The 18365-nt window shown below is 50.8% G+C and carries 20 protein-coding genes; 1 reads left to right on the top strand and 19 read right to left on the bottom strand.

The window, feature by feature from the left end; all coding sequences use genetic code 11:
- Complete coding sequence (mmsB, locus tag BN2762_RS12350) at positions 1–1164, top strand: multiple monosaccharide ABC transporter permease (RefSeq protein WP_055107277.1); 1164 nt, start codon at positions 1–3, stop codon at positions 1162–1164.
- A 290-nt stretch (positions 1165–1454) separates the two neighbouring features.
- Here the strand turns inward: mmsB and BN2762_RS12345 are convergent, their stop codons facing one another.
- The 19 genes from BN2762_RS12345 to BN2762_RS12255 all read right to left on the bottom strand — a co-directional run bounded on the left by BN2762_RS12345 (position 1455) and on the right by BN2762_RS12255 (position 18352).
- Entirely contained in the window at positions 1455–1646 is a 192-nt protein-coding gene (locus tag BN2762_RS12345) for an aspartyl-phosphate phosphatase Spo0E family protein (protein WP_055107276.1), read from the bottom strand.
- Positions 1647–1833: 187 nt separating this feature from the next.
- Positions 1834–2178 carry a DUF805 domain-containing protein gene (locus BN2762_RS12340; RefSeq protein WP_055107275.1) on the bottom strand — a complete coding sequence of 115 codons (345 nt, stop codon included), beginning with the start codon at positions 2176–2178 and terminating at the stop codon, positions 1834–1836.
- A gap of 233 nt (positions 2179–2411) precedes the next feature.
- Positions 2412–3542 carry a sn-glycerol-1-phosphate dehydrogenase gene (locus BN2762_RS12335; protein WP_055107274.1) on the bottom strand — a complete coding sequence of 377 codons (1131 nt, stop codon included), beginning with the start codon at positions 3540–3542 and terminating at the stop codon, positions 2412–2414.
- 27 nt (positions 3543–3569) lie between these two features.
- Positions 3570–5240, bottom strand: a complete 1671-nt coding sequence (locus tag BN2762_RS12330) for a ribulokinase (protein ID WP_055107273.1) — start codon at positions 5238–5240, stop codon at positions 3570–3572.
- A 181-nt stretch (positions 5241–5421) separates the two neighbouring features.
- Positions 5422–6111, bottom strand: coding sequence for an L-ribulose-5-phosphate 4-epimerase (araD, locus tag BN2762_RS12325; protein WP_055107272.1), 690 nt, complete (start codon positions 6109–6111; stop codon positions 5422–5424).
- Between the two features lie 993 nt (positions 6112–7104).
- On the bottom strand, positions 7105–8226 hold the full coding sequence (locus BN2762_RS12315; protein ID WP_055107270.1) for a GntR family transcriptional regulator: 1122 nt from the start codon (positions 8224–8226) through the stop codon (positions 7105–7107).
- Between the two features lie 85 nt (positions 8227–8311).
- Positions 8312–9799: an L-arabinose isomerase gene (araA, locus tag BN2762_RS12310; protein ID WP_055107269.1), complete on the bottom strand. Its 1488-nt coding sequence runs from the start codon at positions 9797–9799 to the stop codon at positions 8312–8314.
- Positions 9800–9984: 185 nt separating this feature from the next.
- Positions 9985–10269, bottom strand: coding sequence for a hypothetical protein (locus BN2762_RS12305; protein ID WP_055107268.1), 285 nt, complete (start codon positions 10267–10269; stop codon positions 9985–9987).
- Positions 10259–10657: a hypothetical protein gene (locus BN2762_RS28165; protein ID WP_316246794.1), complete on the bottom strand. Its 399-nt coding sequence runs from the start codon at positions 10655–10657 to the stop codon at positions 10259–10261. Before BN2762_RS28165 ends, BN2762_RS12305 begins: the two co-directional genes overlap by 11 nt.
- Before the next feature lie 878 nt (positions 10658–11535).
- Positions 11536–12252, bottom strand: a complete 717-nt coding sequence (locus BN2762_RS12300; protein WP_055107267.1) for an N-acetylmuramoyl-L-alanine amidase — start codon at positions 12250–12252, stop codon at positions 11536–11538.
- Positions 12249–12518, bottom strand: coding sequence for a phage holin family protein (locus BN2762_RS12295; RefSeq protein WP_055107266.1), 270 nt, complete (start codon positions 12516–12518; stop codon positions 12249–12251). The genes BN2762_RS12300 and BN2762_RS12295 overlap by 4 nt, the downstream gene beginning before the upstream one ends.
- Before the next feature lie 31 nt (positions 12519–12549).
- Positions 12550–12828, bottom strand: a complete 279-nt coding sequence (locus tag BN2762_RS12290) for a hypothetical protein (protein WP_055107265.1) — start codon at positions 12826–12828, stop codon at positions 12550–12552.
- Between the two features lie 103 nt (positions 12829–12931).
- Positions 12932–13993 (bottom strand): hypothetical protein, encoded by a 1062-nt coding sequence (locus tag BN2762_RS27275; RefSeq protein WP_055107264.1) that lies wholly within the window; start codon positions 13991–13993, stop codon positions 12932–12934.
- Positions 13983–14561, bottom strand: coding sequence for a YmfQ family protein (locus BN2762_RS12280; protein WP_055107263.1), 579 nt, complete (start codon positions 14559–14561; stop codon positions 13983–13985). The genes BN2762_RS27275 and BN2762_RS12280 overlap by 11 nt, the downstream gene beginning before the upstream one ends.
- Positions 14562–14698: 137 nt before the next feature.
- On the bottom strand, positions 14699–15817 hold the full coding sequence (locus BN2762_RS12275; protein ID WP_055107262.1) for a baseplate J/gp47 family protein: 1119 nt from the start codon (positions 15815–15817) through the stop codon (positions 14699–14701).
- A complete protein-coding gene (locus BN2762_RS12270; protein WP_055107261.1) occupies positions 15817–16305 on the bottom strand; it encodes a DUF2634 domain-containing protein in 489 nt (162 codons plus the stop codon). Before BN2762_RS12270 ends, BN2762_RS12275 begins: the two co-directional genes overlap by 1 nt.
- Positions 16298–16711, bottom strand: coding sequence for a hypothetical protein (locus tag BN2762_RS12265; RefSeq protein WP_055107260.1), 414 nt, complete (start codon positions 16709–16711; stop codon positions 16298–16300). The genes BN2762_RS12270 and BN2762_RS12265 overlap by 8 nt, the downstream gene beginning before the upstream one ends.
- Positions 16704–17720 (bottom strand): XkdQ/YqbQ family protein, encoded by a 1017-nt coding sequence (locus tag BN2762_RS12260; protein WP_055107259.1) that lies wholly within the window; start codon positions 17718–17720, stop codon positions 16704–16706. Before BN2762_RS12260 ends, BN2762_RS12265 begins: the two co-directional genes overlap by 8 nt.
- Positions 17717–18352, bottom strand: a complete 636-nt coding sequence (locus tag BN2762_RS12255) for a LysM peptidoglycan-binding domain-containing protein (RefSeq protein WP_055107258.1) — start codon at positions 18350–18352, stop codon at positions 17717–17719. The genes BN2762_RS12260 and BN2762_RS12255 overlap by 4 nt, the downstream gene beginning before the upstream one ends.
- Positions 18353–18365: the final 13 nt, after the last annotated feature.

Below are 18365 nucleotides of genomic sequence, written 5' to 3'. Positions count from 1 at the left end.
ATGCAAATGATTAGCGAGCTTTTCAAAAAAAACATCCGCCAATACGGCATGATTATCGCCTTGGTATTTATTACGGTCTTATTCCAAATCTTAACGGACGGCATTCTGCTTAAGCCGCTGAATATAACGAATCTGATTTTGCAAAACAGCTACATTCTCGTGCTGGCCATCGGGATGGTGCTGGTCATCATCACGGGGCACATCGACCTGTCGGTCGGCTCCATCGCGGCGTTTATAGGGGCGCTGGCGGCCATCATGATGGTCGACATGCAGCTTCCTCCCTTCCTCGCCGTCATCATTTCGCTGGGGGCCGGGGCGCTGATCGGCGCCTGGCAGGGCTTCTGGATCGCCTATGTGAGAATCCCTGCCTTTATCGTCACCTTGGCCGGGATGCTGCTGTTTCGCGGGCTGACGATGATTATTCTGAACGGCCAATCGATTTCGCCGTTTCCGAAGTCCTTTCAGAAGATCAGCTCCGGCTTTCTGCCCGACTGGTTCGGAGGCGAGAGCATTCACATCCTGACGATCGTGCTCGGCGCCATTCTCTCGCTGCTCGTCATTTGGCAGGAGTGGAAGGATCGCCAGACGCAGATCAAGTACAATTTCGAGACTGCGCCGATGTGGATTTTTATCGCCAAGGTGGCCTCCCTCGTAGCCGTAGTCAACGTCTTTACCTATGTACTGGCTACGTATAACGGGATTCCGAACATTCTCGTTATCCTGTTCGTGCTCATCGTTATCTATTCCTTCGTTATGAACCGCATGATCGCCGGGCGCCATATTTACGCGCTGGGCGGCAATGAGAAGGCCGCCAAACTGTCCGGAGTCAAGACGAAGAAGGTCACCTTCTGGGTGTTCGTCAATATGGGCGCGATGGCTGCGTTATCCGGCCTGATCTTCGCGGCACGCCTGAACTCGGCGACACCTAAAGCAGGCACCAACTTCGAGCTGGATGCGATCGCAGCCTGCTTCATCGGCGGCGCTTCCGCTTCCGGCGGGATCGGTACCGTCATAGGGGCCATCATCGGCGGTCTGGTCATGGGCGTCATGAATAACGGCATGTCCCTGATCGGTCTTGGAGTCGATTGGCAGCAAGGCATCAAAGGACTTGTTCTGCTGCTTGCCGTGGCCTTTGACATTTACAACAAGTCCAAGACGAATTAAGTTCGGAGGCCATAGCCTGTGCTGCGGCACAATTCAAAAAAAGCTTCGCTCTCCTTATGGAGTGAAGCTTTTTGCAATTCGTTAATATGCGAATCATTTCACTTGGACTGGCCTGCTTGGATGCTATGATCTGCATATATGCATTGCTTATAAAATTGTACCAAATATAATTGCACCAAATAATTGTACCAAAAAATTGCAGCGGAGCTGCTGCCTTCTTTCAACAAGAATATTATGGATAAACAGGAGCTCGCTCCGCAAACCGTTATCTCCGCAAGAAACCGTATGCCTCAGGCAATCGGCTCTTTCCTGCGTAAATAATCATACATAACCTCATTATAGTGATTGATCAGCCGATCCAGCTCCATGGATTGCCGCAGCACACGCATATCCCGCAGACCGTATTGCTCAGCCAACTGGCCGAGCTGCTGACGTTCCTCTTCGATTCTATGCTTAATATAATTCGACTTTAATTTCTGCACAAAAAACACCACCTAATGAATATACTAGTATACGTTGACAAATATACCCATTATTTGTTTTTCGTAAATCGAAGGCATTTGTATATCGCAAAAGAGTCCAAAAACCTGTACGGCCCTTAGACTCCTGCTCTTTTCCAAAACTAAATCTAAAATTAAGCTTAAATCTTATGTATAAAATACTTAAATTTTAAAGCTTTGGATTCGATCCATATTTATTGTCGCCTGGCTGGCTATCCTGACACATGAACACAATCAAAACAATCGCGCCTACTAGGGGAATTAAACTTAGAAGGATCATCCAGCCGCTTCTTCCTGTATCATGCAATCTGCGTACGGCCACTGCCAAGCTCGGCAATAAAACAGCCAGTGAATAAATATAAGATAGAATTGAATCCAGGCCTATGAATCCGCCGATAAAGCCAAGGATGAGTGAAGCAATAAAATTGAACAGAACAAACATCCAATACTCTGTACGCCGTGCTCTCCCTTCAAACCCGACATAGTTTTTGAGAACCTTTAAATACCATTCCACTACCGTCACCTCTATACAAATTTTTCCGGCGATAATTTCGCACAAGGTTATATCGGTTAATCCTATTAAATAGTTTATAGAAAAGTTCACATTTTATTTAAATTTATAAATTAAGTTTTAAACAATCGATTTTGAAGGGTGCTTAAGCGATCAATAAACTAGATATAAATTAGAAGGATTGCCCAGAATACTCTCTAGACAATCCCTCTTCCTTTCAATACATGAATGACTGATCAAGCTTCATTCAATGCGCGAAGCAAGGTATGCCGGTTGTACCGGACGAGGTGCGCCTCGCGAAGGCTCTCCGCAAATAATTCCTCATCGATGCCAAGCTCTTCAAGCGTAGAAGGACCGCCGGCGAGGGCCAGCAGCTCCCGAATCCGGGAAGCGGACGGAACCTCGGCCATCCATTCCCGGATCTGCCCACCATGTTCGCTTAGCACGTTAGGCTGCCGCCCCGGGAATATGCCTTCATCCACGGCCGCATGGTACAAACGGGAGATTTCGGCGCAGGCGACACCGACCTTGGCTCCGTGCAGCAGCGCTCGGCTGCCCCGGCGCAAGTATTCCATCTCCCAGTAATGGGACAGATGATGCTCTGCACCGGAGGCCGGATGGGATTGCCCGAACATCAGCATCGCGATGCCCGACTCGATCAAGGCCGTCATCAGGACGCGAACGCCTTCCTCCGTGCGCTGTCCGATTTGGGCGGCATGCCGGACACAGGATTGAAGCGCCTGCTCCGTGATATTCGCGGCCTGTTCGTTATATGGCTCTCCCCCTGTCAGGCGGGATACCTTCCAATCGAACAGGGAGGTATATTTGCCGAGCATATCTCCGAAGCCGGCCGCAATCAGCGGCTGCGGTGCCTGCATGAGAATATGCAGATCGGCAAATATCGCTATCGGCGGCACGGCAGCTACCGTCTTCTTGATTCCGCGAATAATCAGCGGCGCTCCCGCCGAAGTAAAGCCGTCCACAGAAGGAGCTGTGGGAACCGAGATAAACGGTATTCCCGTCTTATGGCTCACAAAGCGCACGATATCATGGATCGTACCGGCGCCGACCGCAATAAGCCCGTCCGTTGTACCTGGCTTCACTTCAAGCAGCAGCTGCACGACGGCTTGCTCATCAGCGACGACATCGCCGGCAGCATTCGGCTCCAGAAGGCACAGCTCTCCCTGCAAGCCTTGGGACTGCAGGCTCTCTATCAAGGCCTTCCCTGCCGCGTCAGAAGTATTCTGGTCGGCTACGATCAAGGGACGGTGCAGGCTGCGCTCCATTAGGAAAGGAGCTACCTTGCGGATCGCCTCGGCCTCCAGTACGATTTTCTCCAAATGGTCTATTCCCCAGGAATGCTCCATGCTGAATTTACCTCCAGTCGGATGGCGTTACTCCGTAGATTTCTTGATGCTCTTAAGCCGCTTCATCACGTCGTTCTCGCCGCGGCCAAAATAATCGTGCAGCTTGCTGTATTCTTGGTATAGACGCTCATAAATTTCCACGTTCTCCGGAATCGGCTTGAACGTCTCCTCCTTCACCCGTGCCATGCGCTCGGCGGCATCAAGGATCGTATTATAGCCGCCAGTCTCTTCCCCGGCGGCTACCGCCGCAAACATCGCAGCGCCTAGCGCCGGTGTCTGCTTGGAATCAGCGACGAAGATTTCGCGGTTCGTAACATCCGCATATATCTGCATCAGCAGGCGGTTTTTCTGCGGCAATCCGCCGCAAGCATACAGCGCATCGACCGCAACCCCATTGTTATGGAAAGCATCTACGATTTTGCGGGTTCCGAAGGCTGTAGCCTCCAGCAGCGCACGGTAAATTTCCTGCGGCTTCGTAAGCAGAGTCATCCCTAGGATCAGGCCGGTCAAATCCGTATCGACGAGAACTGAACGGTTGCCGTTCCACCAATCCAGTGCAAGCAATCCGGTCTGTCCGGGCTTATAAGCTGAGGCTTCCTTCTCCAGCCACTGATGGACGCCGATGCCTTCCTTGGCCGCGGCTTCTTTGACGTAGCCGGGAACCGCCTCCTCCACATACCATTCAAAAATATCACCCACCGCGGACTGTCCCGCCTCATATCCGTATAATCCCGGGATAATGCCGTCCTCGACGACGCCGCACATGCCTTCAACCTGCTTCTCTTCCGTGCCCAGCAGCATATGGCAAATCGAGGTGCCCATCGCCATGACGAGCTTGCCCGGCGTAACGACGCCGACCGCCGGCACCGCCGCGTGAGCGTCCACGTTCCCCACAGCCACCGCAATGCCCGGCTTGAGGCCCATCATTTGCGCCATGGGCTCGGTCAGCCCGCCCGCATTCGTGCCGAGCGGAATCACTTCACCGCGCAGCTTCGTATCCGTGAGATGCTCCAGCCTTGGATCAAGCGCTTTGAAATATTCCTTGCTCGGATAGCCGTCCTGCTTATGCCAAATCGCTTTATAACCCGCTGTGCAGCTGTTGCGGACGATTTTGCCCGTCATCTGCGAAATGACCCAGTCCGTCGCCTCCAGGAACATATCTGCACGCTCGTAAATTTCAGGCGCTTCATCGAGGATTTGCCATATCTTAGCGATCATCCATTCGGATGAAATTTTGCCGCCGTAACGCGGGAGAAACGCCTCACCGCGCTCCGCCGCGATTTCGTTGATCTTATCCGCTTCCGGCTGGGCCGCATGATGCTTCCACAGCTTCACCCAGCTGTGCGGCTCATCGATGTACTTCGGATCGAAGCAGAGCGGCTGGCCCTGCTCATCGATCGGCAGCATCGTACAAGCCGTGAAATCGATCCCGATCCCAATCACGTCTGCCGGATCGATCCCGGATTCCCGGATGACCGCCGGCACGGAATTGCGCAGCACCTCCAGATAATCGCCAGGATGCTGCAGCGCCCAGTCATGCTCGAGCTTGATGCCGGAGCCCGGCAGCTGCTCATCGATAACATGATGAGGATACGGGGTTACGTGATCCGCCACCTCGCGGCCATTCGATAAATCAACCAGTACCGCCCGGCCTGATTGCGTTCCGTAATCCACCCCGATGGTATACTTGTTAGCCATAGAAAAAACCTCCTGTTCCGTATCCCATTATATTGGTTAGAGAAAAACCCTTCGTTCCATATCGCTTTATATTGGCTAGAAAAAAACCCTTCGTTCCATATCGCTTTATATTGGCTAGAAAAAACCCTTCGTTCCATATTCCATATTGTTGGCTAGAAAAAACCTTTCGTCCCATATCCCATTATTGTTGTCCGTAATACGCCTTGGCTCCGTGCTTACGCAGGAAATGGCGATCCAGCAGCGTCTGATCCATCGGAGCCGCCTCCGGATTCAGCATCAGCATGCGTGCCGCGATCTTCGCTACTTCCTCGAGAACGACCGCATTATGAACCGCATTATGGGCATCCTTGCCCCATACAAAAGGGGCGTGGGCATGCACCAGTACACCCGGAACCTGGTTCGGATCGAGATCTGCGAACCGTTCCACAATCACGTTGCCCGTCTCCAGCTCATACGCCCCTTCGATTTCTTCCCGCGTCATCGGCCTTGTCACGGGGATTTCTCCATAGAAATAATCCGCATGCGTCGTCCCGTAAGCCGGCAGCGCCTTTCCGGCCTGCGCCCAGCTCGTTCCCCAAGGGGAATGAGTGTGCACTACCCCGCCGATATCCGGAAAAGACCGGTACAATACCATATGGGTCGGGGTATCGGAGGATGGCCGCAGCTTGCCCTCAACGACATTCCCTTCCAGATCGACGACGACCATATCTTCCGCTTTCAATTCCTCGTACGGCACGCCGCTCGGCTTAATGACGAACAGTCCGCTTTCCCGGTCAATCCCGCTGACATTCCCCCATGTAAATGTAACCAGCCCGTGCTTGGGCAGCTCCAGGTTCGCTTCCAGAACCTGCTGTTTAAGCGCCTCCAACATACGCGGTCACTCCTTTCGTCTCATCATTTTTTGAACATGCACCTCATCATTGCACAGTTCTTTGAACCTGTAGCCTATCATTGCTTTGTGCGTTGTATATCACCATTGCTTAGCTCGAAGTTTCCTCTAAAATCATCTATTGCAGTTACCTAATCCTGGGATCAGAAAAGCAGAGTCAGATCTAGAACCCGGCCTATGAGCCAGTTCTATAAATCAGTTCTATAAATCAAGTATCCAATCCGATCAAACTGCAAAGATCCCAGAGTTATCAGTATCTAGTTAGATCAAACTGCAAGTACAAGTATCTAGTTGAGTAATCTACAAGTATCCAGTGTTAGTTCAAACTGAAGGATCAGTCAAAATGAAATTGCAAATATCCATATAAAATGAACTGAACTCAAAAATTTGAGAGGCAGTCAAGAGAAAACATCCCATGAACCTATATCATCCAATGTATCTGTACCATTCCATGAACCTAACCATCCAAGGGATCTGGAGACACAGCGTCGTAGGAACAGTTTACGTACTTGCCTCCTGCCTCGTACCCATTTTTATCGTTCAACTTAAAATAAATGGATTTATAGCCGTTAGTTTCTACGGTACGAAAGGAAACATAGATTTAAATGGATTTCATGTAGTTATATGATGGAACATCGCCAATGATTGGACTAGCTCCTTAATCTTAGGTATATAAATCCATCTAATTCCCTAAAACAATTGTTTAGAGCCTAATTAGATACCTGCATTCCATTTAATACAGCACAGTTTGGTATATGCATCTTATGGTACGTGGTACGGCATTTTAGTATCATCCAAGAAATCCAGAAGCAGCAGCGATTGAAGGAAAATTGTACGTACTTGCTTCACATTCATTTCAATAGTTCATCTTATCTAGTCAGATCAAAGTTCTAGTCAGACCAAAATGCAAATGTCCAATCAAATCAATACATATTGTACGTACAAGTTATATGCTGCTAGAGTCCGAATCGGACCCTAGCTGTGCATTTCCACTTCTTCGTTCGCCTGTCTCCTTCTTTGTACGGATTCCCGCTCAACGATTTCCGGTTTGAAAATGGTGTCCTCAAACACCAGCCCCTGCTCGATCATTCCGATAAGCTGCCGGGCTGCCAGCTCACCCATCTCCGTCTTTGGATGCGTCAGCGTTGTCAGCTTCGTGCCGGAAGCGAGCGCCAGGGAGGAATCGTCGAAGCCGATGACCGAGACATCTTCCGGAACACGCAGGCCGCTCTGCTGAATGGCCTCCATCAGGACGACCGCCAACTGATCGTTGTAGCATACGAAGGCGGTCGGGCGCCCTTCCTCATCCTGCTGCAGCAGCCGTACAGCCTGGCTGAAAGGGGCCTCTTCCTTCTCCTCCGTCGTGTAAGTTACTACCCGTTGGGGAGATACACTGATCCCGAACTCCCGGTGCGCCGCCAGAAAACCTTTAAGGCGATTTACCCCCTGCAGGTCATCCCGCTTAAAGAACCCGACGATAGAGGTGTGTCCCTTTTCCAGCAGATGTCGTGCAGCTAAATAACCGCCAAGCTCGTCATCCACCTTCAGGCAAGGACATTCCAGCTCGCGATACTTCTCGTTGATCATCAGGTACGGAATGCCCTTCTCCTGCAGCGACAGGAAGTAGCTTAAATTCGGGTTGCCCTCCGCGCTCTTGGTCGGCTCGATGATAAGCCCGCTCAGCGGCTGGCTCGTCATCAACTGGAGACTCTCCATTTCCTTCTCTTTATTGTTATCCGTGCTCGATAGAAGCAGCCGGTATCCTTTGCTCCGCAGCTCCGCCTCGGCGCCGCGTACGATGTGCGGAAAAATATAATCCGAAATATATGTCGTTATAATTCCGATCGTCTTTACCTGCTCGCCCTCTCGGCGCAATGGGTTTCTCGCGAAGGTGCCTTTGCCCTGAATCCGCTCCAGCCAGCCCTCCTTCTCCAATTCGCCGAACGTCTGACGCACCGTCTGCCGGCTAATGCCGAACTGCTCGGATATTTCATTCTCCGATGGAACCTGTTGTCCGGGCTGGAGCTTTCCCGTTTCGAACCATGACAACAGCTCGTTTTTGAGCTGCAAATATTTTGGAATCCGCCGATTACTCATCATTCACCTCAGCCAAATTGCTCTTGTTATATCCGCTATTGTATCATAGGCCGGGGAACGCGCGGAAACGGGATCTCTCAGGCCATTAACGCAGACGATATGCCATATCGCTCCAGCGGAGCTCGTTCTTGAACCGGCGCAGCGAAGTATCCTTATCGATAATGACGGCCTCGATTCCGGCCATCTCTGCCCAATCCGACAGGTTATCCGCCGTGATGTTGTAGGAGAGCACCGTATGGTGAGCACCGCCTGCAAGGATCCAGGCTTCCGCGGATTCTCTAAGCGACGGCTGCGGCTTCCACAGTACGCGGGCAACCGGCAGCTTCGGCATCGGCTTCTCTACCTTGACTCCATCCACCACATTGACGAGCAGGCGGAAGCGGTGGCCGAGATCCACGAGGGACGCATTGACCGCCGGGCCGTCTTGACCATCGAAGACGATGCGTGCCGGATCTTCCTTGCCGCCGATGCCCAGCGGATGAACCTCAATCGACGGCTTCGTGGCAGCGATCGTCGGGCAGACCTCCAGCATGTGCGCGCCTAGAATCATATGGTTGCCTGGCTCAAAATGGTACGTGTAGTCCTCCATGAACGAAGTATTCTTATTGTCAGCGAGCACTTTAAGCACGCGCGTCAATGCAGCGGTCTTCCAGTCGCCTTCGCCCCCGAAGCCGTAGCCGGCTTCCATCAAGCGCTGTACGGCCAAGCCCGGAAGCTGCTTGAGGCCATGCAAATCCTCGAATGTCGTGGTGAACGCACCGAAGCCGCCTGCTTCAAGGAACCGTTTCATCGCAATTTCAAGGCGGGCCTGATAAGCGATCGAGTCGCGAACCGGACCAGCGCTCAAGCCTTCTTTGGTAATCGTGTATTTCTCAGCATATTCATCAAGAAGCGCCTTTACTTCAGCATCGCTTACTTCATTTACCAGTTGTACTAGATCGCCGATGCCGTACCCGTTCACCGACCAGCCAAGCTGGATTTGCGCCTCAACCTTGTCGCCTTCGGTTACCGCTACCTCGCGCATGTTATCCCCAAAGCGAGCTACCTTCAGGCTGCGGCTCTCTGCATAGGAGACGGCTGTCCGCATCCATCCGGCAATATCCTGACGAACCTCCGCGTCCTCCCAGTGACCGACAACGATTTTGCGGGCGATGCCAAGACGGGCACCGATGTGACCATATTCCCGGTCGCCGTGCGCGGACTGGTTCAGGTTCATGAAGTCCATGTCAATCGTTTCCCAAGGGATGTCGCGGTTGAATTGCGTATGAAAATGAAGCAGCGGCTTCTGCAGCTGAGACAGGCCGCGGATCCACATTTTGGCCGGGGAGAACGTGTGCATCCACGTAATGATCCCTGCGCAGGATGCATCGCTGTTCGCTTCAACAATTAATTTATAAATTTCATCCGGCGTAGTTACGATCGGCTTAAAAACGATGGATTGAGCAAATACAGGATCTTTATCCAGCTGCTCGGCAATGATGCGCGAATGATCGGCTACTTCTTCCAGCGTCTCCGGACCATACAAGTGCTGACTTCCTGTTACAAACCAAAATGAATACGGTTTCAAATTCATTGCATTAACGCCTCCCAGAGTGATTAGTCTCTTAAGTAATAACCTGCTAACTTGTATATACAATCACAACTTAAAATACAAAGTGAACATTGATTGTACGTACAAGTTCTTACTTAGATTCTAAAGCTGCTCCTCTGAAAAGGCAAGTATTTTTTATCCTCAATAGCTCCATTTATATGTAATCTTCAATAATTCGTCCAGTAATCGATATCGCTGCGCAATCCCCCACGCGGCCTAGCTTTAGCTTGTTCCCCCGCCCCTGGAGCATTCACCAGCCTCAAGCTGTCTAATTTGGGTTTGTCCGGCCATTGGAGGTATCCATCGCTTTCCAGCCTTCCTATGGCTGTTAAGATCACCCGCTCCTCCCTGCCAGTTGTACGTTCAAGTTCCTTTAGGGTAGGCATGCGGCGGCGCTGCGACCAAAAGTTGTGAATGATTCGCAGCAGTTTGCGTTCTAAATCAGGAAGCATGATAGCTGCCTCCTTTCCCAGATGCAGATGGGTTTGCAGGATGAATAGCAGAGTGTTTTGCGGGATGGTTGACAAGATAGTCTGCTGTGTGGTTTATAGGAACGTTTCCAGAATGAGTTGCAGGATAGCCTGCTGCTAAATGGCTTACAGGAACGTCTTCAGAATGAGCTGCAGAAAGCTTCATTTTTTCGAATTGCTTTGAAGTTTGCTTTACAGGACGAAGAGCAAGGATTTGTTCCTTTCTAAAGGCTCTTGGAGCTCCCGTCGACAGGCATGTTGCCCGCACCAGTTCACCATGAACAGCATGAATATGAATCGAACGCTGGGTAATATGACCGCTGCGATCCATGTAAATAATTTCGACTACTTGGTTGATGTATTTTTTCACCAGAATCATCTCCGATAAGAACATTTGTTTGTATTATATACGAACTTATGTTCTTTAACAAGTGGAAAAGGGCGCCTGATTGCCCGGATTTTTCCTTAAGATGGCTCGTTTGTCAGGCAACGTTAAGGAATAGTATGCGGGAGAGGAGAAGCATGGGGTATTAAAGGGAAAATCGATCATGTGAAACTGAAAGGGGACTGCATCATGTGGAAGCTTGGCGAAAGATATCGAGGCAAAGGGAAGGGGATTTTGTGGATTATTGCATTTTGCATACTGATGGGGTGTGCATATGTGGCGTACATTCTGTTTAGCGTGTATTGGTCTTAAAGAAACTTACAGGGAGTCTGCGTCTTGAGATCAATGGGGTTGCTAATCCTTTGTTCCTTTAGATTCAGGCTTAGCCATGGGTAATAATTACTGCGACTCGCCTGCAAGCTGGTAGTCTAGTATGGGAGGACGTCCGCTAGATGTATATTCTACATTTACTTAGGCGAATAAGGGTAAGTTTTGCGAAGTAAATGTAATTCCTACATTTAGTTTACGGTATTTTGCCTGACTAGCCTCCATATCTCATTTCTAACTGTAAGAAATGCAGCTAGTTTATGTTGTCATCGATAAACGGCAGTTTTTAAATGTAACAAATACAATTAGTTCTAGCTAACTAGCTAAATACGAGTGGCTGTTATAGATTAAAAGATTAGAGATTAACGAATAATGGACAGCGAATAGCGGATAGTGATAAATGACAATTAGATAGCGAGCGGGACAACTAATAGACATGCATCGAGGAAACGGTAGACAAGTAACCGACTGCAAAATAACAAGTCCTACAATAAAGCTGCAATCTTGAAGAGTAAACTCCCAGGCGCTATGGGAATTTACTTCTGCAATCTGCTGAGAATCGTGCCCAGCGTTCCGATATCGATCGGGTCGGTTGCTTTCCAGTCCGGACTGATCCCAGCGTTCGCAATGAGCCATTCGCGGCCGCTTTCTTTCCAGTTCTTTGTTTTTTCAGGATCAACCGCTTCTCGCTGTTTACCTCCTTTAGGCTCCAATCTCAAAAATTGAGCAATACCTTTTACATGTCCTTTGACGATGGCTTCAATTACCTCCTGCTGCTTCAGTTTGTTCGCATCGCCAGTTACATCAACGAACAAATTCTCTGTCAGCACCGCGGGCATTTTACTTTCCCTAAGCATATGAAGATTTTTGGCCTTTTTGCCCCTGTCAGTGACGTTATAAGGCTTGAGCTCCGCCATAATTGCGTTATGCAGCATATCTTGTAGAGATTTAGATGCCGCCGATGCCGAGGTATAGCGGTAAGACTCGAATCCTCCGGCACCACCCCCGGCGTTGCAGTGAACGGAGATAAGAATATCAGCGCCCGCTTGATTGGCTTTGCTGGTACGCTCTTTTAAGGTGATATCAGCATCTGTCGTCCGTGAGAGCAGTACCTTCACATCCGCATACTGAGCTTCAAGTTGTTGCTTCATGGCAAGCGAAATAAGGAGAGTAATATCTTTTTCCTTCAATCCATTTCCGGTTGCTCCCGGATCTTTCCCTCCATGCCCCGCGTCGATCCATACCGTTTTCATTGATCATCGGCCCCTTTCAATGCTTGCTTCACGAACTGATTGCCGTATACCGCAAACGCTCCGGTAAGAATGCCCTGAATCAGCGAATCCGGCCCCCATCCAAGCAGCCAAATGGTTAGCAGAACTGCAACGAAGGTAACGATATATATAATACTCCAATCGGGAATCTTGGGCGTTTTTTTGAGAATATAACCGATTACCCAACATACTGCCACAACTCCGAATAAATACGGATGAATGAGTTCAAAAATAACGTTCCAGTCCATCACTATCTTCCTTTCCAGCTTTTAATATAGTTTATTCCTCCAGGCGGTCCAGCCGCTTGTGCGCTTGCTTGGTCGATTCCTCTACCCGCGTGACGCGTTCGGATATTCCATCTAAGCGCTGGCTTTGAATTCGCACGTCCACCCTGATATCATCGACGCCGCGTTTGATATATTCTACGTCTGTCTGCAGGGTCGCCCCGGCCTCCGCATCTTTGGCTGCATCCTGGCGTATGGTCCGTGTGCGCCCCAACCAGCCTAGCAAAATTCCACTAACGGCTGTCGCAATGGAGATAAGTATCGTAATTTCCATCCTGCTCCCTCCGTTTCAAAAAGAATAGCCCCCGGGATCGGGGGCAAACAATTTAAAACAATGATACTTTAACCTGAGGTTTGCTTTTAATTATAGTGTTTACCTATATACCAAATGCATACCATCTGCCTATTCCCCTGCTAGAATACGTAATTGAATAATTAGTCCACAAGCTGACATTGATAATAAATCCATTAGGAAGCCATTTATTAGTGGCAGTAACCTCTAAATTTGTCGAACCATCTCTCCCTGAATTAGTTTCCGAAATTAGTCTTTTATACGAAAGGTCTCCTTCTCTAAAAAAATAGGCATCACCTGATACGCTAGCAGTTCTGTCATCCCAACTATTAACTGAATACCGGAAGTTTCCTGAATATCCGAACATGATCACCATAGGATTGAAATCCAGATTGTTTACTTCCAATGAATGACTCCCACTGGCATTCCCAGAAGCTTGCTTTAATTGTGTGGTTATTTGCCCAATCTTCTGCGCTAGTATTGCGTTCGTATCAGAGGCAGACGCTACAACGCCCTTACCGGTTATTGCGTTGGCAATGGCTTGTTTTTCAGCAGTTGTCATGCGTTCCAGCGCCCCTACTATCCCCCAAAAAGTTTTATCCTTCGGAAGGTTGCCAGCTATAAGATTCGGTTCACCAACAACATATCCGCTCCCATTGTGATATCCTGCTGGAATAGCTTTATTTGTTGTTCCAGGAGTAATCACTTGTCCTCCTCTATTAATAATCGCTGCCATCTTACCAATCAGCGAATCCCATGATTCGCTCGTGGATGCCGGTACACCCATGGAATTAAGCGCGGCAACCACTTCATTTTTCCGCTCAACTCCAAGCTGAAAAGCCGAATCAGCCCTCGCCTGCGCTGCTGCCGCTGCAGTATTTGCTGCGTTAGCTGTATCCTGTGCGGATGTTGCCGCACTCATGACCTGACCGACGGCTTTTTCTGAAGCCGCGACATTACTACGGGTCCCGACCGTTGCGTCCGACAGTGGAATATCAATATCCTGCAATTCTTCCCGCACTTGTCCCACTGCAGCATCAATCTTATCCCAATTCTCGTTCAGCATCGTCTCAATATTAAACGTCTCATTCCCATCCGCTACCGGATCCTTCTTCAGCAAATTCAGATGTTCTGTGTTACTTGCCAACTGAACCACCTCCTGCAAATTTTGATAGCGGCACCTGCTGCAGTTCTCCGAGAGTCATCACGGCTTGAATATCCCGAATGAGCAAATAACTGAACTCATATTCCACCGCCAAGTGCGCCGGTTTAAGCTCCTCGATAACAGCTTTCAAGTCATCCAGATTAGGGGGAATGCCTATCGTATCGATAAACTTAATCGTAAAGCTCCATTCCTCCGGTTGAAAAAATACATCAACAGTGCCGCCGTCGTATGCTTCGGCTACATTTTTGACCAATCGGCCGGTAAATTGCCCGGCACCCCTCAGCTTTGACTCCACAACGGCACGCCGCTGTTCCAGTGGCTTGGTCAAGTCTGTTTCAATCCCCAGTTCTTGCTCCCAACGATCCAGCCCCCAAGTGGCCGTCTTTACGAAAAACTGCTCCAACGTCTCATCCAGCGCCCGATACAGCAGATCCATTTCAGCGCCCTTTGCATCCATGTCCCCGCGCATGACGCGGGAGGTTTCATAATAGCCCGGAAGGTACGAAAAAAGCTCGCGCCCTCTCGGGCTTGTCATCATTTGAATACTCATAGACGACCACCATTTCCAGCACTCATTATCGCTTTATACCCAGCACTCAACATCACTTTATAGTTCATTATTTCGCACCATCCTCAACAGCAAGCATTGACTTCTGCATATGACCCCAAAAACATGCCGTCACTGCACTACTCATACACATCCACCATCCCTAACACAGCTACCTGGCCAGGTTGAATCTGGACATTTGTCTCTGCATTGCCATTCACCGTTAACATCGCATAATCGATGATCGGCGGAATGTCCAGCAGAACCGAAGCAATGCGCGTAACCCGGACGAGCGGATCGGCAAAAGCCAGCTGCTTCAAATAAGCCTGTACTCCCTTTTCGATCAGCGCCTTCACTTCGGCCAACGTAGCACCGTCTGCCAAAGTAAGCTTAACGCTGATATGAATCGGCACTTCCTCAGCAGCCATCACGGTTACGACCGGCCCGGCCGGGGCCATGCCTTCCCCTTGCCCGTCCTGCGTCGGGTCAATATACTGCTGGACGGCTGTCACGATATCCTCGTTAGCCGTGCGTTTGTCCGCATCAAGCAAATAAATGCCGACCGTTCCCGCTCCGTTCCATAACGGATGAACCTGTACGCCGCCAACGCCCGGCACCTCTCCGGCCCATTTCATATATTGGGCTTTGTTCCCGCTCGTTCCTTGGCTTCGCACCTGATTCAAAAAACGTTCCAACAGCGATTCATCCGACTCTACATCCGTGCCGCCCCGCGTCTCCTCCAGGTTCGTCACTGCCACAATCCCGTTTACCGGGGCAGACATTACGGTAATCACACCCGCAGGCACTGTGCCATTGCGGCCTGGCTCTACGGCGCGAATCCCCACTAATGCCATACCGGTGTCATCCAGTGTCACAGCAGCCGTCGTCGCATACTCAATGGAAGCTTCCCCCGTCATTTCATCTGCCGGAGTAGCTACCAGCGTACCTGCCGGCACCGTCGTTCCGGGCGTTCCGGTAAACCGAACCTGTCCGGTTGCCGCCGTCGCCGCACGCCGCGCAACGCCATGCTCTGCCGCCCGCATATCCAGGTATGGCCCATAGGACGAGCTGGCAAAGCCCCATTCCAGCACCTGCCTGGCCCAAAGCGCGGCCTCCGATAGCATAAAAGCCACAGGAGCCTGCGCATCCCAAATAAAAGAGCCCTCCGATTTGTCGATATCGTCAGGCACCCGGCTTAGCATCCGCTGCATAATCTGTTCTTCCGTCTGTTCCTGCAAATATACTGGCAATCCTGCCATTACACAGTCACGCTCCCTTCCAAAACCGCCGTATCTTCCCTTACATTCATCACGCGGCAGGAGAACAGGCAGGCATCCCCCGACCAGCGAAAAGAAAACTGATCCACCCGCTCTGTATGCGGATCTGCCATCAATGCCTCCGTCGTCATGCGCTGAATTTCCGATTCCAGCGCTTCCCGGCTCATCCCCCGGCCGATTAGGCCTTCGTATTCCTGCCCGTAGTTGCGGGAGTATATGATATGATGGTATCTTGCCGTTCGCACGGCCTTCTCGCACCACATAATCCAGGCTGCGGTCTCGTCGGCGGGCACGATTTTTCGCGTGGGGGTCATCCGGAACTCCCCGGCCTCAAAATCAAACAGCCAGCTGCGTCCAAACATTCCACCAGCTCCTCCAGCTCCCGAGCTCTGCCCATCAAGCGCATCAGTCAGCTCCAAACTGTCCGCACCCGCTCCCCATTCCTTCTCCTCTGGAAATAAATTAGCCATCTTGGCTCACCACCCTGCATATAACGACCACATCATGGCCGCCATTTAAATTAACGGCAACGACACGATCCCCCGGCTGCAGGCCATCCGCCAGATTGACGTGAACATCCTTGATCTCGGCCGCCTCAAATTCAAAACGCGTTCGCGGTCCAGGCACTCCCAGCGGATAGCCCTCCTGATCCACGGGCGACATCATCGTGCCCACCAGGTGAAAAGCCGGCACCTCCAGGGTAACCGGAAAATCCGCAACTAAATAACTTTTGATTTCGTGCTTGAAATTATCCAGCTTCAGCCCCGACGCCGTTATCGTTCCGAGCTCCGTGGATATGCCGGACAGCATATCTTTGGCATACCCCGTCATCTGCTCCCGAAACGCTGCTGCCAACGATTTATATGGATCAGCCATGGTTCAGATAATACCTCCTTTTCACATAATCATATGACCCCAGCTCCAGCGACATCCGGCCCGGGTCGCCCAGCTCATGCGATACCGACATGACGATCAGCTCCATACCGTTGAGCTCCACCTTATCCCCGGCCCGCAGCGTGTTAATGTCGAGCCCGTTGACGGTGAAGGTCTCCTGGAGTCCGGTCAGCATGCTTTTAGCCAGTTTTTTCGCGTCTGCAGGAGCCTTTACATCCTCGTCCTGAACAATCCGCTGCAAAGTCCCGAATTTACTGACTTCTCCCGTCTCTACCGCCAAAAAATGCGAAGGGGGATCGGCTTTGTTCTTATCGTTGCCAGTTCTCGGACTCGCTGGTTTGCTGCTATTGGTGCTGCCAATCACCTTGACCTTAGTGACCGTTCCCTCCAAGGTCCTATGCTGGTCGATGCCCTCCAGAGCTTCAAGCTTCCATACGATTGTGTTGCTGCCGATTTTGAACAGCTCGAGACCCGCAGGCGTCATCCGCGGCATGTACGCATCCCCGCCAAGCTTCACCGTCTCCCTTAGATCCGTAACGATCATGTTATAGATCGGTTGAGAGCGGTAAGTCGCCTTGCTTAGCGCCTTTCCCGTGTCCGGAATGGAGGCCAACTTGATCTGCCAGTCCTGAGCGTATTTCTTGAGCCTTTGGCTTGCTGTTCCTCCCGAAGAGAACAAGTACTCATCCTCCGATTTCGCGAGGTAAATCGTCCGATCATAGACCACAAGGCTGAGGCTCTTGCTGCCGCGATTACTGCTGATGCATTCCCACACCACGCCGGGATTCAGCAGATAGACCATTTCCTTGCCTCCAAAGGGCACGCCGCTTATGCGAATCGTCTGCCCCGGAGCAATGGCCAGTCCAGATTCAGGCGCCCGCAGCTTGATGCGGGCCTCATACGAAATCTGATCCAGCGAGTCGGTTAAAGAGATGCTCTCGATCAGCTCCCTTAAATAGTGCTTATTCTCCAAAACAACCTCATAACTCATGACGGCATCACCAGCTTCTGCCCCGGCTTAACCAAATTGGGATTAGGGCCGATCGTTTTCTTGTTCAAATTGTATATAGCCGACCACTTGGAGCTGTCGCCTAGCTCAAGCTTAGCGATTTTAGAGAGGCTGTCGCCGGACTTGACGGTGTAGGCTTTTGGTGTTTTTTTCAAATCAGGACGATTCGATCCACCACCGCTATTCCCGCTGCCTGCAGCACTCCCTGCCTTCGTATGAAGCTTTGGCTGCCTCCACATCCGGGCCGTCAGATCGAAATAAATGTCGTCGGGCTCCCCGCCCTTAAACGCAGTGTCATGCACCGTGATAAAGATGAGCAAGTTCACCAAATTCCCAATCATCAACCGAACGGGACGCTTGCTGTTCATCATCTCCGTCAGGAGGTGCATCGCTTCCTTTGGACTCGGCTTAGCCTCGGCATCTCCCCACCGTGCGGGAAAAAAAGAAGAGAAGGTGATTTCCCTCACCCTCTCTGCCGTTGCCATATCAAATTCCCCATAAGATAGCATATTCAAGGTCTCGTAGCCTTTGCCCCGAGTGATCCTCACCTCTTCCGGGTTGACGGGGAACACGAAATCGGTGCCTGCGGCTTCATCTCTTAACCTGATTTCCACTCTTTGCTCCCCC

Source organism: Paenibacillus ihumii, from assembly GCF_001403875.1.
Lineage (GTDB): Bacteria > Bacillota > Bacilli > Paenibacillales > Paenibacillaceae > Fontibacillus > Fontibacillus ihumii.
Note: the sequence above shows the minus strand (reverse complement) of the source record. Positions and strands in the feature narration are given on the sequence as shown.

Coding starts and splice junctions, on each gene's coding strand:
- BN2762_RS12280 (WP_055107263.1), bottom strand. CDS start 14,561: ATGAGTATTCAAATGATGACAAGCCCGAGAGGGCGCGAGCTTTTTTCG.
- araD (WP_055107272.1), bottom strand. CDS start 6,111: ATGTTGGAGGCGCTTAAACAGCAGGTTCTGGAAGCGAACCTGGAGCTG.
- BN2762_RS12330 (WP_055107273.1), bottom strand. CDS start 5,240: ATGGCTAACAAGTATACCATCGGGGTGGATTACGGAACGCAATCAGGC.
- araA (WP_055107269.1), bottom strand. CDS start 9,799: ATGAATTTGAAACCGTATTCATTTTGGTTTGTAACAGGAAGTCAGCAC.
- BN2762_RS12300 (WP_055107267.1), bottom strand. CDS start 12,252: ATGAAAACGGTATGGATCGACGCGGGGCATGGAGGGAAAGATCCGGGA.
- BN2762_RS12315 (WP_055107270.1), bottom strand. CDS start 8,226: ATGAGTAATCGGCGGATTCCAAAATATTTGCAGCTCAAAAACGAGCTG.
- BN2762_RS12265 (WP_055107260.1), bottom strand. CDS start 16,711: ATGGCTGATCCATATAAATCGTTGGCAGCAGCGTTTCGGGAGCAGATG.
- BN2762_RS12260 (WP_055107259.1), bottom strand. CDS start 17,720: ATGAGTTATGAGGTTGTTTTGGAGAATAAGCACTATTTAAGGGAGCTG.
- mmsB (WP_055107277.1), top strand. CDS start 1: ATGCAAATGATTAGCGAGCTTTTCAAAAAAAACATCCGCCAATACGGC.
- BN2762_RS12290 (WP_055107265.1), bottom strand. CDS start 12,828: ATGGAAATTACGATACTTATCTCCATTGCGACAGCCGTTAGTGGAATT.
- BN2762_RS12295 (WP_055107266.1), bottom strand. CDS start 12,518: ATGGACTGGAACGTTATTTTTGAACTCATTCATCCGTATTTATTCGGA.
- BN2762_RS12275 (WP_055107262.1), bottom strand. CDS start 15,817: ATGGCAGGATTGCCAGTATATTTGCAGGAACAGACGGAAGAACAGATT.
- BN2762_RS12305 (WP_055107268.1), bottom strand. CDS start 10,269: ATGCTTCCTGATTTAGAACGCAAACTGCTGCGAATCATTCACAACTTT.
- BN2762_RS12335 (WP_055107274.1), bottom strand. CDS start 3,542: ATGGAGCATTCCTGGGGAATAGACCATTTGGAGAAAATCGTACTGGAG.
- BN2762_RS12270 (WP_055107261.1), bottom strand. CDS start 16,305: ATGGCTAATTTATTTCCAGAGGAGAAGGAATGGGGAGCGGGTGCGGAC.